This is a genomic window from Acinetobacter sp. CWB-B33 (assembly GCF_039655955.1).
GTDB classification, from domain to species: Bacteria; Pseudomonadota; Gammaproteobacteria; order Pseudomonadales; family Moraxellaceae; genus Acinetobacter; species Acinetobacter bouvetii.
Genome location: NZ_JAGFEU010000006.1, coordinates 140,669 through 154,550 on the forward strand (window position 1 = coordinate 140,669; position 13,882 = coordinate 154,550).

At 42.2% G+C, this 13,882-nt stretch carries 16 protein-coding genes; 11 read left to right on the forward strand and 5 right to left on the reverse strand.

What is annotated here, in order from left to right; all coding sequences use genetic code 11:
• Positions 1 to 5 precede the first annotated feature (5 nt).
• Genes JZ784_RS15400 through JZ784_RS15410 form a run of 3 tightly spaced genes read left to right on the forward strand, consistent with a single transcriptional unit; the run spans position 6 to position 3,453 of the window.
• Positions 6 to 491 (forward strand): hypothetical protein, encoded by a 486-nt coding sequence (locus JZ784_RS15400; RefSeq protein WP_346315469.1) that lies wholly within the window; start codon positions 6 to 8, stop codon positions 489 to 491.
• A complete protein-coding gene (locus JZ784_RS15405) occupies positions 491 to 2,911 on the forward strand; it encodes a hypothetical protein (RefSeq protein ID WP_346315470.1) in 2,421 nt (806 codons plus the stop codon). Before JZ784_RS15400 ends, JZ784_RS15405 begins: the two co-directional genes overlap by 1 nt.
• Complete coding sequence (locus JZ784_RS15410) at positions 2,908 to 3,453, forward strand: hypothetical protein (protein ID WP_346315471.1); 546 nt, start codon at positions 2,908 to 2,910, stop codon at positions 3,451 to 3,453. Before JZ784_RS15405 ends, JZ784_RS15410 begins: the two co-directional genes overlap by 4 nt.
• A 104-nt stretch (positions 3,454 to 3,557) precedes the next feature.
• Here JZ784_RS15410 and JZ784_RS15415 read toward each other — a convergent pair whose 3' ends face one another.
• A complete protein-coding gene (locus JZ784_RS15415; RefSeq protein ID WP_346315472.1) occupies positions 3,558 to 4,478 on the reverse strand; it encodes a Dyp-type peroxidase in 921 nt (306 codons plus the stop codon).
• A gap of 166 nt (positions 4,479 to 4,644) precedes the next feature.
• On the opposite strand from JZ784_RS15415, the gene JZ784_RS15420 reads away from it, so the two are divergent.
• Complete coding sequence (locus JZ784_RS15420; protein WP_005012102.1) at positions 4,645 to 5,265, forward strand: LysE family transporter; 621 nt, start codon at positions 4,645 to 4,647, stop codon at positions 5,263 to 5,265.
• A gap of 362 nt (positions 5,266 to 5,627) precedes the next feature.
• Here the strand turns inward: JZ784_RS15420 and JZ784_RS15425 are convergent, their stop codons facing one another.
• From JZ784_RS15425 to JZ784_RS15440, 4 genes are all read right to left on the reverse strand, one after another.
• Positions 5,628 to 6,143: a DinB family protein gene (locus JZ784_RS15425; RefSeq protein WP_346315473.1), complete on the reverse strand. Its 516-nt coding sequence runs from the start codon at positions 6,141 to 6,143 to the stop codon at positions 5,628 to 5,630.
• A gap of 130 nt (positions 6,144 to 6,273) precedes the next feature.
• Positions 6,274 to 7,074: a zinc ABC transporter permease subunit ZnuB gene (gene znuB / locus JZ784_RS15430; protein WP_005012096.1), complete on the reverse strand. Its 801-nt coding sequence runs from the start codon at positions 7,072 to 7,074 to the stop codon at positions 6,274 to 6,276.
• 3 nt (positions 7,075 to 7,077) lie between these two features.
• Entirely contained in the window at positions 7,078 to 7,866 is a 789-nt protein-coding gene (gene znuC, locus JZ784_RS15435; protein WP_346315487.1) for a zinc ABC transporter ATP-binding protein ZnuC, read from the reverse strand.
• Positions 7,842 to 8,336: a transcriptional repressor gene (locus JZ784_RS15440; protein WP_005012089.1), complete on the reverse strand. Its 495-nt coding sequence runs from the start codon at positions 8,334 to 8,336 to the stop codon at positions 7,842 to 7,844. The genes znuC and JZ784_RS15440 overlap by 25 nt, the downstream gene beginning before the upstream one ends.
• 138 nt (positions 8,337 to 8,474) lie before the next feature.
• Between JZ784_RS15440 and JZ784_RS15445 the strand changes: the two genes are divergently transcribed.
• The 7 genes from JZ784_RS15445 (at position 8,475) to atpA (ending at position 13,843) form a co-directional block, all read left to right on the forward strand.
• A complete protein-coding gene (locus JZ784_RS15445) occupies positions 8,475 to 9,314 on the forward strand; it encodes a zinc ABC transporter substrate-binding protein (protein WP_346315474.1) in 840 nt (279 codons plus the stop codon).
• A 170-nt stretch (positions 9,315 to 9,484) separates the two neighbouring features.
• Positions 9,485 to 9,883: an ATP synthase subunit I gene (locus JZ784_RS15450; protein ID WP_005012085.1), complete on the forward strand. Its 399-nt coding sequence runs from the start codon at positions 9,485 to 9,487 to the stop codon at positions 9,881 to 9,883.
• A 105-nt stretch (positions 9,884 to 9,988) separates the two neighbouring features.
• Complete coding sequence (gene atpB / locus JZ784_RS15455; protein ID WP_005012082.1) at positions 9,989 to 10,864, forward strand: F0F1 ATP synthase subunit A; 876 nt, start codon at positions 9,989 to 9,991, stop codon at positions 10,862 to 10,864.
• An 84-nt stretch (positions 10,865 to 10,948) separates the two neighbouring features.
• Positions 10,949 to 11,194 (forward strand): F0F1 ATP synthase subunit C, encoded by a 246-nt coding sequence (atpE, locus tag JZ784_RS15460; RefSeq protein ID WP_000424060.1) that lies wholly within the window; start codon positions 10,949 to 10,951, stop codon positions 11,192 to 11,194.
• Positions 11,195 to 11,232: 38 nt separating this feature from the next.
• Positions 11,233 to 11,703: a F0F1 ATP synthase subunit B gene (locus JZ784_RS15465; protein WP_005012078.1), complete on the forward strand. Its 471-nt coding sequence runs from the start codon at positions 11,233 to 11,235 to the stop codon at positions 11,701 to 11,703.
• 12 nt (positions 11,704 to 11,715) lie between these two features.
• Positions 11,716 to 12,252 carry a F0F1 ATP synthase subunit delta gene (locus tag JZ784_RS15470; protein WP_130145535.1) on the forward strand — a complete coding sequence of 179 codons (537 nt, stop codon included), beginning with the start codon at positions 11,716 to 11,718 and terminating at the stop codon, positions 12,250 to 12,252.
• Between the two features lie 46 nt (positions 12,253 to 12,298).
• On the forward strand, positions 12,299 to 13,843 hold the full coding sequence (gene atpA / locus JZ784_RS15475) for a F0F1 ATP synthase subunit alpha (protein ID WP_005012068.1): 1,545 nt from the start codon (positions 12,299 to 12,301) through the stop codon (positions 13,841 to 13,843).
• The last annotated feature ends 39 nt before the right edge of the window (positions 13,844 to 13,882 follow it).

The window sequence follows — 13,882 nt, forward strand, 5'->3', positions numbered from 1 at the left end:
GTTTTATGAAAAATAAAATCCTTTTTATGTTGTTTATGTGTCTAATGCCTTTTACTCATGCAGAGATATTGAAATCATATCCATATGAAATATTGGATGGTGAAAAAGTTAGCTTCAATTATATCGAATCAGATAAATGTAATTTTCAGAGAAAAGATTTAAAAAGTTCAATAAATCGTATTCTAAAAATAAATAAGATAGATCTTGGGTCTGGAGATTGGATGCATATCCCTTATGAATGCTGGGATATCAAAAATTCAAAGGAAAACATTCTGCTTATCTCATTTATAAATAAAAACAAACCTTTAGAGTTTTATGTGATTGTTGATGACATTAAAAGTTTAGGAAGTGTTATGTTTAATTTAAAGAAAGATAGAAGCTTTGATTTTAATAAAAATATGATTATATTTTCAAAAAGTATAAATGATAAAAATAAAAATAAAATATTAATATTATTTAAAAAAATTGATTTTGAATCTAAGGGGCTATAATGAGTTTTGTTTCGCTTGAAAATGGACCTTCTTTTGGAGAAGATCGACTAGCCTATATATATGCTATTTCCCGTAGAGAATCGTCATCAAACCTCTCATTATCTGATACAGTTAGACCAAATTTACAAGCCAGAAATGTTCATAACGGTAAAACTGCTGGGTATGGATTTATAGGCTATTTTCAATTTGGTGAAAGTGCACTATATGATTTGGGTTATTTTAAGCCGCCTTTTGAATTTAATAGTAAGTCTTCGAGTAGTTTTCAAAAATCCCTACAAGTCAATGATTGGAATGGTACTTGGACGGGGTTAGATGGCGTCACCTCAAAAAGTATTTTTTTAAAAGATAGAACTATTCAAATAAAGGCTTTTAATAAATGGATTAATACTTTGTGTAATAGACTAAATAGTCAAAATTTAAATGAATTTTATGGTGTTAGGGTTGGTGGTGTTGAAATAACTGAATCTGGCTGTATAGCAGGAGCACATTTAAAAGGACCTAAATATGTTCTAGAATTTGTTCAAGGCTTAGGTAATAGTACAGATGCTTTTGGTACGAAAGTCGGTGAATATATATCCTTATTCGCTCATTACGATTTGGAAAGTTGTTGTAATCGTAAAGTATATATTAATCTAATAGATGAGGGTGGTAATCCTGTTTTAGGTAAAAAAGTTATAATTGAGTCGGAATATAAAGAAGGTAAATATTACAGTAAAATCGGAAAAATTTCGAATGATTATAAGACAAACAATGAAGGGAAAATTCCAGTTATTGTTAGACATCCAAATACTAAAATTAAAATAATCGTTGATGGTAAGAAATTAGAAATTACACAGCAAAAAGATAAAAAAGAAAGCTATACAATTAAATTAACAAAAGAAATATCTGTACCTGTTGTGTTAGAGCAAAATAGTACTCCTCAGCCAAAACCTCAATCAGATAAGACTCCTCAAGAAGTAAGAAATGAGCAAAATTCATCTGAAGAAAAAAAAGAGGTAGTTGCTGGCAATACAAAAGAAGTGAGTTTTAATGTTCAAATTATAGAAGAGGATACAAGGAAGGCTATTTCTAATATGGGTTTTTACTTAACTTATAAAGGGAATATAAAAAAGCATACGGCTGATTCGTCAGGGACAAAAAAAGGAATAGTGGCTGAAGTAGGTGAAGATATCGAGGTTACAGTATCTGGAGCTGGTCAACCTCAAAAAATACATCATTTTAAAGTTGAACAGTCTTTATCTAATCAGACTATTAAAATTAAATTACCTGTATGTTCTTTTAAAATCAATGTTAAAGAAAATAATAAAAATGTAAAAAATACCTTGGTAAGTATTTTCTATAGAAATAAGCAAATTGTAAAAAGAACAGATAGTAATGGAGATGTCAGTGTAAAAATGCTTCTGGGTTTTGTTTTTGGCTTTGGTGTAAAAAATAAAGAGTTGCAGAAGCTTCGTGTTTTGAAAGGAATACCAATTAGGTATTTTAAAGTTAATGAAGGATTTGTAAAAGCTTCTAAGCTGTATGAAATTGCCGATCAAAAGCGTAAGGAAGCAGATCAACTTAAGAAAAAATCTGAACAAATGCGGCAAAAGCAGCAACAAGATGCTCATGAAAAAAAAGCAAAAGAACAGGCTGAAAAAGCAAAATTGGAATCAGAAAAACATCAGCCTATTCAAGATAATACATACACCGAAAATGGTGGTCAGCCACTAACAACGGCTAGCAATCAGTCTCCATCTACGAGTGATACAACACGTTATCATATTTACCATGATGGAAAAATTAAAAGAGAAAACAGAGCTGCTACTGGCTATGCTCAGTATATATATTACGATTCTACAGGGGCTGTTCATAATTTAGGTAAATCAAAATATGTTGTCGCAAAAAGATGGTCTTCCAAGAACGTCTTGGGTAGTGGTAATGTTTATTTAGTAGATGTAAGACATTTTGAGAAATATCGTTCAGGTGTAGTAGGTTATAAAATTTTAATGAATTCTGGACAGCAACGATATTATTTAGGTGGTATTGAGTTAGCTGCATTTTTAGGAGCTTTGTGTAAATCTGGGTATGATGACATTTGTTTTAATGGTTTTAGCAGAGTCAATGGTGATCCAGGTGAGAGTAAAAGTCATATTAATGGTGAAGCAGGAGATCTAAGATATTTAAGAACTGATAAACAGCCTCTAGCAGTTATATTGCAAGATGCTATTTATGATCATGAAAGGACTTTGAATTTGATCAATAACTTTATAAGATTTGGTTGGGGGAAGTCAAAAAAAATGCTCAGTGAGTATTTTACTAACTCTAAGGCTGGTGTTGAAAGTAATTATATTTTTCCAAATTGTAAGCATTTGTCAGATCCACGGCATAATAATCACCTTCATTTACAAGGGTTGTCTCCAGATCTAGAGGATATTTGATTTATGAAAAAAAATATTTTATTTTTTTTATTTTATTTTTGTGTGGTTGTTTCAATGGTTATAATAATTTATCAGACTTAAATGGAAATAAAAATAAAGAAAATGAATTAAATTATATTAAAATAGGAGATAATTTAGAAATATTAATGGAGAGGTTTAAGGGGGATATAATTATTCAAAACTATAGTGATATTACTGATTTAAAAGAATGTCAAAATAGAAAAAATATTTTAGTTAATAACACTCTGACAAGTGCTGATATTGATGATTATGGAGTAGTCACATCTATTCATACTCGAGATTTGAAAGTAGTTGATGCTAACAATATAAGTGTTGGTAAGCTGGGAAATAGTATTAAGAAATTAAATAGAAATATCAAGCCAGAAAGATTTTCTAGTGGGGATGATTCAATAGACCTATTTGTATATAAGATTCCTATGAAGGAGAATGAAGGCTATTTTATATATAATATTGGGAATGGCAGTAAAATAGAGTCTATCTCGATTGAAAGTTTGGATCACATTTCCTGTAACTTAGAGTGATTTGGAATTAATCTCAGGAAATTAAAATCTAGTTGAGAGATTTAAAATAAACTAATATCACAAATTCAAATCTTAAAAAGCCGACTTTCGTCGGCTTTATTTATTTAACCTTCCAGCACTTCTTCCAACAGCTCTTCACTCGGTGCAAAGTAATATGCGCCATCCATGGGAGTGACAAAATGCAGCAGGCGGTCATGAATGCCGTCACCGCTGGTGCCAAACATACGCAATAACATGCTGTCGATAATGCTTAAATCGTTGGTGTAAGCAACGAAAAATAAGCCTTGATCACCGCGGCCATCTCCATAAGGCAAAGAATGACGCAGAATGGCCAGCTCTTCACCTTCACCATCTTCAACCACAGTGCGTGATACATGCGAGTTTTCAGGCTGTTCAGCCTCACTCAGTTCAATCGATTCCAGCTTGGTGCGGCCAATCACATGCTCTTGCGCATCCACTTTCAACTTTTTCCATTTTTCTAGGTTGTGTGCATAACGCTGAGCGAAAATGAAAGAACCATCTGCAAAAACACCAGCATCTTCAGGCAGCAATGCGGTTTCAGCGCGGTCATCTGGAAATTGCGGGTTTTCAGTGCCATCAATAAAGCCAGTGAGGTCGCGGCCATCAAAATTGCGGAAGCAGACGCGCTCATCTAAAACGTCTACTTTATCTTGAATGCCGTCAAAAAAAGCCTGGCTTAAAGCAAAGCAGATATCGGTACGCTGTGCGGCGATATGAATCAGCACATCTGCGGGAACCACAGGCATTTGAAATGAGCCTTCAATCGGCGCCAGCTGTTTAAAGCCTGCAGGCGCTTCAGCATGCAGGTTTGCCCAAAGCTCGGGGCCAAAAGCGACAGCTGTTTTAATCTGGGAGTGCGGATGCTGTGTAATTAAGCGGTCACGGGTATCAAATAAATCCCCAAGTTTTTCTTTCAGTTCTTCAAGGGTTAAATCTTTTAAGCGAAGAACAATAAAACGCGCATGATCTGATGGCAAAGGTAAAATTACAGATTGGGCGGTCATTCATGGCTCCTAAATTTTGATATTTTCTGCGTAGCTTTCTCTATTGTGCCCTAATGGCTGTACAGTGGGTAGCCTAGAAGTATATTTAAATCCGCATGGCTTTAATCCGCCTAATAAATAGTAAATGTCATATAATTGCGCTTCTATTTGTAAAACTACCTTTGATATGTCCTTCCAAATTTGGCTGGCCTATATGCTGGCCTGCTGGGTGATCAGTATTTCTCCAGGCGCAGGCGCGATTGCTTCTATGTCGAGCGGCCTCAATTACGGTTTTAAGCATGGCTATTGGAATGCGCTTGGACTGCAGCTGGCGCTATTGGTGCAAATTGGCGTTGTGGCGGCAGGGGCAGGAGTGTTGTTTGCGACTACACCTTGGGCATTTCAAATTGTGAAATGGTTTGGGGTTTTATATTTGCTGTATTTGGCTTTTTTGCAGTGGACAGCGCCTGTACAGTCCATCGAAATTCAGCAGAATCTGCCGGATAAATCACGCGGAAAATTGGTGCTGCATGGCTTTCTGGTGAATATGAGCAATCCCAAGGCCATTGTGTTTTTATTGGCAGTCTTGCCGCAATTTTTAGACTTGTCCAAACCGCAGTGGATTCAATATGTAATCATGGCTGTGACGATGATCAGTATCGATTTAATTGTCATGGCAGGCTATACAGGGCTGGCATCAAAAGTGCTACGGCTTTTAAAATCACCCAAACAGCAAAAGTATATGAATCGGACCTTTGCAGTGCTGTTTGCCTGCGCAGCCAGCTTGCTGAGCTTGGTGCATCAGTGATTTATACGTATAAGCTTTAATAATAATGTGTTTTTATCTTATTGGCTGATCTGATATGTTTGAGATATAGTTAATAAAATAAGTAGAAAAAACAATGTCTACAGCGCTATGGATTTTGATTTATGCCTTAGATTGCATCGTGACAAAATGGATTATATCGTGGGGCGGTGCATCGTATATTCAGGGCTGGAAAACATGGCTTTTCTTTAGCTCTTTTCAATCTGAAGAGTGGACGAAAGGCCAAATCATTATGATGGCATGGTTCTTTTGGATCGCATTTTCAATCATATTTTTAATTGGGCTGTTTAATCCAGAGTTTCGGTTCTATAAATTAAAAAATAGCCTTTAAAACAGTCCATTCATTATTTTGGATCGCTCTTTGTTTGCTCTAAGAGCATATAAATCAAATCCAGTTCAGGGCAGTCATAGCCCATGGCGGTAAGTGCCGCTGTAATTTGTCCGCGGTGATGGGTGCCGTGATTAAACACATGCAGCAGCGTACCGGCAAAGGGGACAGAAATCTCTTGGCCTTTAGAGGTCTGGTAATGAAAGAGTCCGCTGAGCAGCGCAGGATCCAGATCATGCAGATAGTTCTGCCAATCAAAGGACTTTTCCAGCAGCGTTTGAGTCAGCACATAACGGTCCTGTTCAATAATGCTGTTCAAGGCTATTTTCGGTGAATGGCCTTGGCTGAAGCGCGGAAACCATAAGGCATGTTCACCCAGCAGCAAATGATTCAGTGTGCCGAAAATGCTCTGAAAAAATAAGCCGCTGTCTCTGTAAAAGTCTTCATCTGAGACTTGATCTAGAATCAGGTTTAAACGCTGCGTGGCCCAGCTGTTATAGCGGGCCATTAATTGAAAGCTGTCCAGCTCCATAATCTGATTTTTTTCATAATGCTGATATTCAACATATATCAGAGGATACAGAAAAAGAACATCATAAAAAACTGCCCGCAGGCAGTTCAGTGTTTGTATAGCATGGTTTTAGATTGCAATATTGGACTGCTTAAGCCATTTTTTTGATTTTCTGCACGGCAAAAATCACGGCAAACAAAATCGACATGGTCAGCACAATGCTCAGGCCTGTCGATACATTCAGGCCAGCGCTGGACCATAGGCCTACGCTAATGCCGATTTGTGCAAATACAAAAGACCAGAGCACCATCTGTTGAGGTGAATTTGCCATGAGGCGCGCAGTTAATGCAGGAATCACCAGCAAAGCGCCCATTAATAATGAACCGACCGCGCGCAGCGCCAGAACCGTAAACAAGGCCAGCAGCAGCATGAAAATCAGGCGCTGCCATTTGGCATTGATGCCCTCACTGACAGCAATATCCGGATCAATCGCGATCTGAATCTGCGCCTGCCAATATTTATACAGTATGGCCAGCGCGCCTATAATCACCAGGCTAAAGACAGGCAAATCTGACCATGAAATCGTCAGCAGGTCGCCAAATAAATAGCTGAGCAGTTCAGGTCGCAGCTCAGGCAAGTGCTGAATCAGCAGCAGGCCGGAGCAGAGCAGTGTGGCAGAACACAGCGCCAGCAGCGCATCATTCGGCAGCCGCGGATCGTGCAGAATCCATAAAATGCCCACCAGCATGACAGCAAGCAAGGTCACGCCTACCCAGAGGGGGAGGGCTAAAGCGCCGGCAATCGCCACGCCCAGTAAGGTGCCATGCGCCATGGTATCGGCAAAAAACGACATGCGGCGCCACAGCATTAAACAGCCGAGCGGGGCTGTGAGGAACACCAATAAGGTGCCCATAATCCATGCCGGCAGCAGCAGTTGTAACCATTCCATCATGGCTTAGGCTTCCGGTTCGGGGTGAATGTGCGGGCGAGAATCGTGCGGGCACGGTGCCGCAGAATCTCCATGGCCGCAATGATCATGATGGTGCTGATAGAACACGCGGTTGGTGCCGAAAATCGCTTGATATTCAGGATGCTGCTGTACGCTTTCAGGCAGGCCGCTGCAGCAGATGTGCTTATTCAGGCAGACCACGCGGTGTGTGCCCTGCATGACCCACTGTAAATCATGCGACACCATCAGTACCGCACAGCCGTATTTTTCCGGCAGGCTGCGCACATAATCATACAGTTCCGCTTCGGACTGAATATCCAGGCCTTGCATCGGCTCATCTAAAACCAGCACATCCGGCTGGCGCAGCAGCGCCCGGGCAATCAGCACCCGCTGGCGCTCGCCGCCGGACAGCTGCTGCACTTTGGCGTCCTGCAGCTTGGCAATGCCTGTATCACGGATAACCTCTGCCTTTATAGAGTCTTCACATTTTTCTAAAGCCAGCAAATCACAGACCCGCAGCGGTAAGCTGTGGGATGGGTTGAATTTTTGCGGCACATAGGAAAATTTTAAATTCTTGGCTGCGATGACCTGTCCGGACTTGGGCTTCAGAATGCCAAGCAGGACTTTGATCAGGGTTGATTTGCCTGCGCCGTTCGGGCCAATCAGCGTGACAATTTCACGGTCGTGCAGGGTGAAATCGACATTTTTCAGAATATCGCGTTCATCAATCCGCACATGGATGTTTTTCAGCTCAATCAGAGGAGCTGTGCTTAGGGTTTGCTGCACTGCTGACAGATTCCTGAAATTTCAATAATGCTGTGGTGTGCGGTGAAATGGTCAGACGCAGACAATTCATCCAGCTGCTGCAGCAGGCCTTGCGCAGAAGCTTCTTTTACCGTTTTGCATTCGGTGCAGATTAAAAAGGCGGCCTGATGACCCTCACGCGGGTGGCAGCAGGGAATATAGGCATTAATTGAGGTTAAACGGTGGATTAAGCCTTTTTCCAATAAAAAGTCTAAAGTGCGGTACACCGTTGGCGGGGCAGCAGGGCGGTCAGAATCACTTTTGATTTTTGCCAAAAGGTCATAAGCGCCCATGGGGCCTGCAGCATTTAAAATCAGCTCCAGCACTTCCTTGCGCAAAGGAGTGAGGCGCGCGCCTGAAGCCGAACACATGCTTTCAGCGTCTGCAAGCCGCTGCGCCACATTCGGGTGGTCGTGCACGCCATGCAATGCATTATGATGTTCGTGCGAACAAGAGCTCATGATTAACCTCAAGTGCGAAACTATAAAAGAAAAAGACTTTAAATCTTAGCATGAAGCGAGGCAAGTTTCGATCAGGCATAGGTATTTTTGAGAATTTGTTATATTATAACACTATTCTATTTTTTAGTGATTCTCCCTATGTCCCGTATCTTGGCATTCTGTGCTTTTGCATTTTTCAGCTCAGTGAGCTGGGCGCAAGGATTAGTGGTTTCAACGCACCCAATCTATTTAATTGCACAGGAAGTGACGAAGGGCGTAGAGCAGCCGACACTGCTGCTGCAGAATCAATCCGGGCACGATGTCAGCTTGACGCCCATGCACCGCAAAATTGTGCAGGATGCCAATTTGGTGATCTGGCTGGGCAAGGCGCATGAGGCGCCTTTGGACAAGCTGCTGTCCGGCAAACGCAAAAGCGTTGCGCTTTTAAACTCCGGCATACTCTCCACACAGCCGCTGCGCAGTCCGCGCGGGAAAGCGCTGCCGAATACTGTAGATACGCATGTTTGGCTGGAGCCGAACAATGCTGTGCGTATCGGTTTTTTCATTGCCGCCCTGCGTTCACAGCAGATGCCTGCGCACCGCGAACAGTACTGGGCCAATGCCAGAAATTTCGCGCATCAAATGCTGATGGCTTCTCACCAGCTGAGCAGCGGCAATAATGCACAGCCTTATTGGTCTTATCATGATGCATATCAGTATCTGGAGCGTTCATTGAATTTAAAGTTTGCGGGCGCCTTGACGGATGACCCGCATATTGCGCCAACCATCGCGCAGATTAAATACCTGCAGGACAGCCGTCCGCAAGCCAAAATGTGCCTGCTGGCGGAAGGGCAGGCCAGTAAAAACCAGTATCAAAAACTCAATCCCATCATTTTTCAGCATGTGGATGAAAGCATGAACGCAGAGACCAGTTTTATCCATGCTTGGAAAACTTTGGCGGAGCAAACCCGCAGCTGTGTGCTAAATGCGCGGAAATAATGCAAAAAACAAACAGTAGTTGTTTAATTTGACAGCAATCCAAACATGCAAAAAAAACAGACTTAGGTCGGGAAAAGATTGCATGTTCAGGGGTGTAACTCTATAATGCCTGCGATTAAAAATAATCATCAGCTAAACTTGTCAAGCATAATTGCTGTGAGTGTACAAAAATGAGCCGAACTAGTCGCTTGATTGATCGACGATTAGCGAAAGCTTTGATCATCTTGCAAGCATTAATGATTCCTGTTTCAGCCTTGATTGGATGGGTCTTAAAAGATTCAGCTGCAGCATTGAGTGCGGCCTTAGGTGCACTGGTATGCTGGCTGGCAAGCTGCTATTTTACATGGCAGTCGTTTCGGGCCGCTGGCGCCCGCGCCACCAAACAAGTGCTGTCCAACATGTATCGTGGCATGATGGGCAAGTTTGCAATTGTGATTGTTGGATTCATTTTAATTTTAAGCAATGTAAAGCCGCTGTCACCGGCTGCATTATTTTGCGGCTTTATCCTCGTTCAGGCCATGACGTGGGTCGCTCCATTTTGGGCGTCACGTCTGCAGAAGCGGGTTTAAGCGCAGCTGAAATTGAAAAGTTTTTTCAGGAGCTGGCGAGATATCAAGCAGCACGCGATATTCGTGAGTTCCATTTAGTTTTTTGACATTGACCAGGTGTGATTTATGGCTGCTGAAGAACATGCCCTTACTTCGACCGAGTATATCAAGCACCATTTGACCAATTTGACTTATGGCAAAATGCCAGACGGTTCATGGAAATTGGCTGAGACTGCTGATGAAGCTCAACAGATGGGGTTCACTGCTATTCACTTGGATTCAATGGGTTGGTCTATCACGCTAGGTGTGATTTTCTGTTTGCTGTTCTGGTGCGTAGCGAAAGCTGCAAACTCTGGTGTTCCAACCAAGTTCCAGTCTGCAATTGAAATGATCATCGAGTTTGTTGACTCAAGTGTCCGCGACACTTTTCATGGCAAATCACGTTTAATTGCGCCTTTAGCCCTCACAATTTTTGTGTGGATTTTCCTGATGAATGCGATGGATTTACTTCCTGTAGATTTCATTCCGCACCTTGCAGGAATTATTGGTTCTAATGTGTTTGGCATGGACCCGCATCACGTTTACTTCAAAATCGTTCCATCTACTGACCCTAACATTACCCTTGGTATGTCATTGTCTGTATTTGCGCTGATCTTGTTCTACAGCATTCGTGAAAAAGGCATCGGCGGTTTTGTCGGTGAGTTGGCGCTTAACCCATTTAACCCAAGTAACCCAGTTGCAAAAGCGTTATTGATTCCAGTGAACTTAATTCTTGAATTGGTAACTTTCCTTGCACGTCCAGTTTCATTGGCTCTGCGACTTTTCGGTAACATGTATGCGGGTGAGTTAATCTTCATCTTAATCGCGTTATTGCCGTTCTGGATCCAGTGGGCGTTATCTGTGCCTTGGGCTATTTTCCATATTCTCGTTATTACGCTGCAGGCATTCATTTTTATGATGCTGACTATCGTATACTTGAGCATGGCAAGCGAAAAGCATTAATGGTATTGCCTAACTGTCGATGGACGGTTGGGCGCACAATTTTTTAATTTAATTTGGTATAAACCTAACCTCTGAGGAATTATCATGGAACTCACTTTAGGTCTAGTTGCAATTGCATCTGCTATCTTGATCGCTTTTGGTGCTTTAGGTACTGCGATTGGTTTTGGTCTTTTAGGCGGCCGTTTCCTTGAAGCTGTTGCTCGTCAACCAGAATTGGCTCCACAACTTCAAACTCGCATGTTCTTAATCGCGGGTCTTCTTGATGCTGTGCCTATGATCGGTGTTGGTATTGGCTTGTTCTTCATCTTCGCTAATCCATTTGTAGGTTAATCAGCTTAATTCCTAAATTAAACTATTGAGGAATAGCAATGAATATCAACCTCACATTGATAGGCCAAGCAATTGCATTTGCGATCTTTGTCGCATTCTGCATGAAGTTTGTATGGCCACCACTAATCAATGCGATTAGTGAGCGTCAGCGTAAAATCGCTGATGGCTTAAACGCTGCTGAAAAAGCAAAAGCTGACCTTGCGGATGCGCAAGCTCAAGTGAAAGCTGAATTAGACGCAGCGAAAGCGCAAGCGGCTCAATTGATCGAACAAGCGAACCGTCGCGGTGCGCAATTGGTAGAAGAAGCGCGCACTCAGGCATCTGCTGAAGGTGAGCGTATCCGTCAACAGGCTAAAGAAGCTGTTGATACCGAGATCAATACAGCTCGCGAAGAATTACGTCAACAAGTGGCTGCTCTTGCAGTGACTGGCGCTGAGAAGATTCTTAGCCAGCAAGTTGATGCAGAAGCTCACAATGCCATGCTGACTCAGCTGGCTGCTAAACTTTAAGAGAGGCGGATTATGGCTGAACTCTTGACGTTGGCACGCCCATACGCTAAAGCAGCATTTGCTTACGCTTCTGAGCAAAGTGCAACTGACTCATGGTCAAAAGTGCTTGAATTGCTCAGTGCTGCGGTGCAAGACGAAGCATTTTCAGCTTACTTAAATCGCCCTGAGCTTACTCCTGCAGAGCAGGTAAGTGTTTTTGCCAAAGTTTTAGGCGAAGATCAGACCGCAGCAGTGTCAAACTTTTTGACATTGCTGGCCGATAATGGCCGTCTGGCGCTTCTACCTGAGATTTCTGCAGAATATGAGCAGCTCAAATCACAGAATAACAACTCTGTGGATGTTGTGATTGAATCAGCATTCCCATTGACTTCTGTACAGGAACAGTTACTTACGCATGCATTAGAGAAGAAATTCGAAGCTGCGGTAAATGTTTCTGTAGAAGTGAAACCAGAACTAATTGCTGGTGTTGTTATTCGTGCAGGCGACCAAGTGATAGATGATTCTGCGCTTAATAAGCTTGAAAAAATGCGGACTCGTCTTCTTGCTTAATTGCATATAAGAAGACTGAACTTTAAAAAGATTGAGGTATAGCGCAATGCAACAACTGAATCCATCCGAGATCAGTGCGCTCATTAAACAGCGTATCGGCGATCTGGACACCAGCGCGACCGCTAAGAACGAAGGGACCATTGTTATGGTTTCCGACGGTATTGTGCGTATTCACGGCCTTGCTGATGCAATGTACGGTGAAATGATCGAATTCGACGGCGGCTTATACGGTATGGCACTGAACCTAGAACAGGATTCAGTGGGCGTCGTTGTTTTAGGTAACTACTTAAGCCTGCAAGAAGGTCAAAAAGCTCGCTGCACAGGCCGCGTATTAGAAGTTCCGGTTGGTCCAGAACTTTTAGGCCGTGTCGTAGATGCTTTGGGTAACCCAATTGATGGTAAAGGCCCAATTGATGCAAAATTAACTGATGCTGTTGAAAAAGTAGCACCAGGCGTAATTTGGCGTCAATCAGTGGATCAGCCTGTACAAACTGGTTATAAATCAGTAGATACAATGATCCCTGTAGGCCGTGGTCAGCGTGAGCTGATCATTGGTGACCGTCAAACTGGTAAAACAGCGATGGCGATCGATGCGATCATCGCTCAGAAAAACTCTGGCATTAAATGTGTATACGTAGCTATTGGTCAAAAACAATCGACTATTGCTAACGTTGTGCGCAAGCTAGAAGAAACTGGCGCTATGGCGTATACCACTGTTGTAGCAGCAGCTGCAGCCGATCCAGCAGCAATGTTGTACTTGGCTCCATACTCTGGCTGTACAATGGGTGAATACTTCCGTGACCGCGGTGAAGATGCACTAATCATTTATGATGATTTGTCTAAGCAAGCTGTTGCTTACCGTCAAATTTCATTGTTATTACGCCGTCCACCAGGCCGTGAAGCGTATCCAGGTGACGTATTCTATCTTCACTCTCGTCTTCTTGAGCGTGCTTCGCGCGTTTCTGCTGACTACGTTGAGAAATTCACGAATGGTGAAGTTAAAGGCCAAACTGGTTCTTTGACTGCATTGCCAATCATTGAAACTCAAGCGGGTGACGTATCTGCATTCGTACCAACGAACGTAATTTCGATCACTGACGGTCAGATCTTCCTAGAAACATCATTATTCAACGCAGGTATCCGTCCTGCTGTGAACGCGGGTATCTCTGTATCTCGTGTTGGTGGTTCAGCGCAGACTAAGATCATCAAAAAATTGTCTGGTGGTATCCGTACCGCTTTGGCGCAATACCGTGAATTGGCAGCGTTCGCTCAGTTTGCTTCTGACCTTGATGAAGCAACACGTAAGCAGTTAGAACACGGTCAGCGCGTAACTGAATTAATGAAGCAAAAGCAATATGCTCCATATTCAATCGCTGACCAAGCTGTTTCAATTTATGCATCTAACGAAGGCTACATGGCTGACGTAGAAGTGAAGAAAATCGTTGCATTTGATGCTGCGCTAATCTCTTACTTCCGTTCAGAGCATGCTGCGTTAATGCAAAAAATCGATGAAACTGGTGATTACAACAAAGACATCGAAGCTGAATTTAAAGCAGGTATTGAGAAGTTCAAAGCGACTCAAACTTACTAATATTCAACCCAGTTGGATTTAGTGTCGGTTTGGTTCACG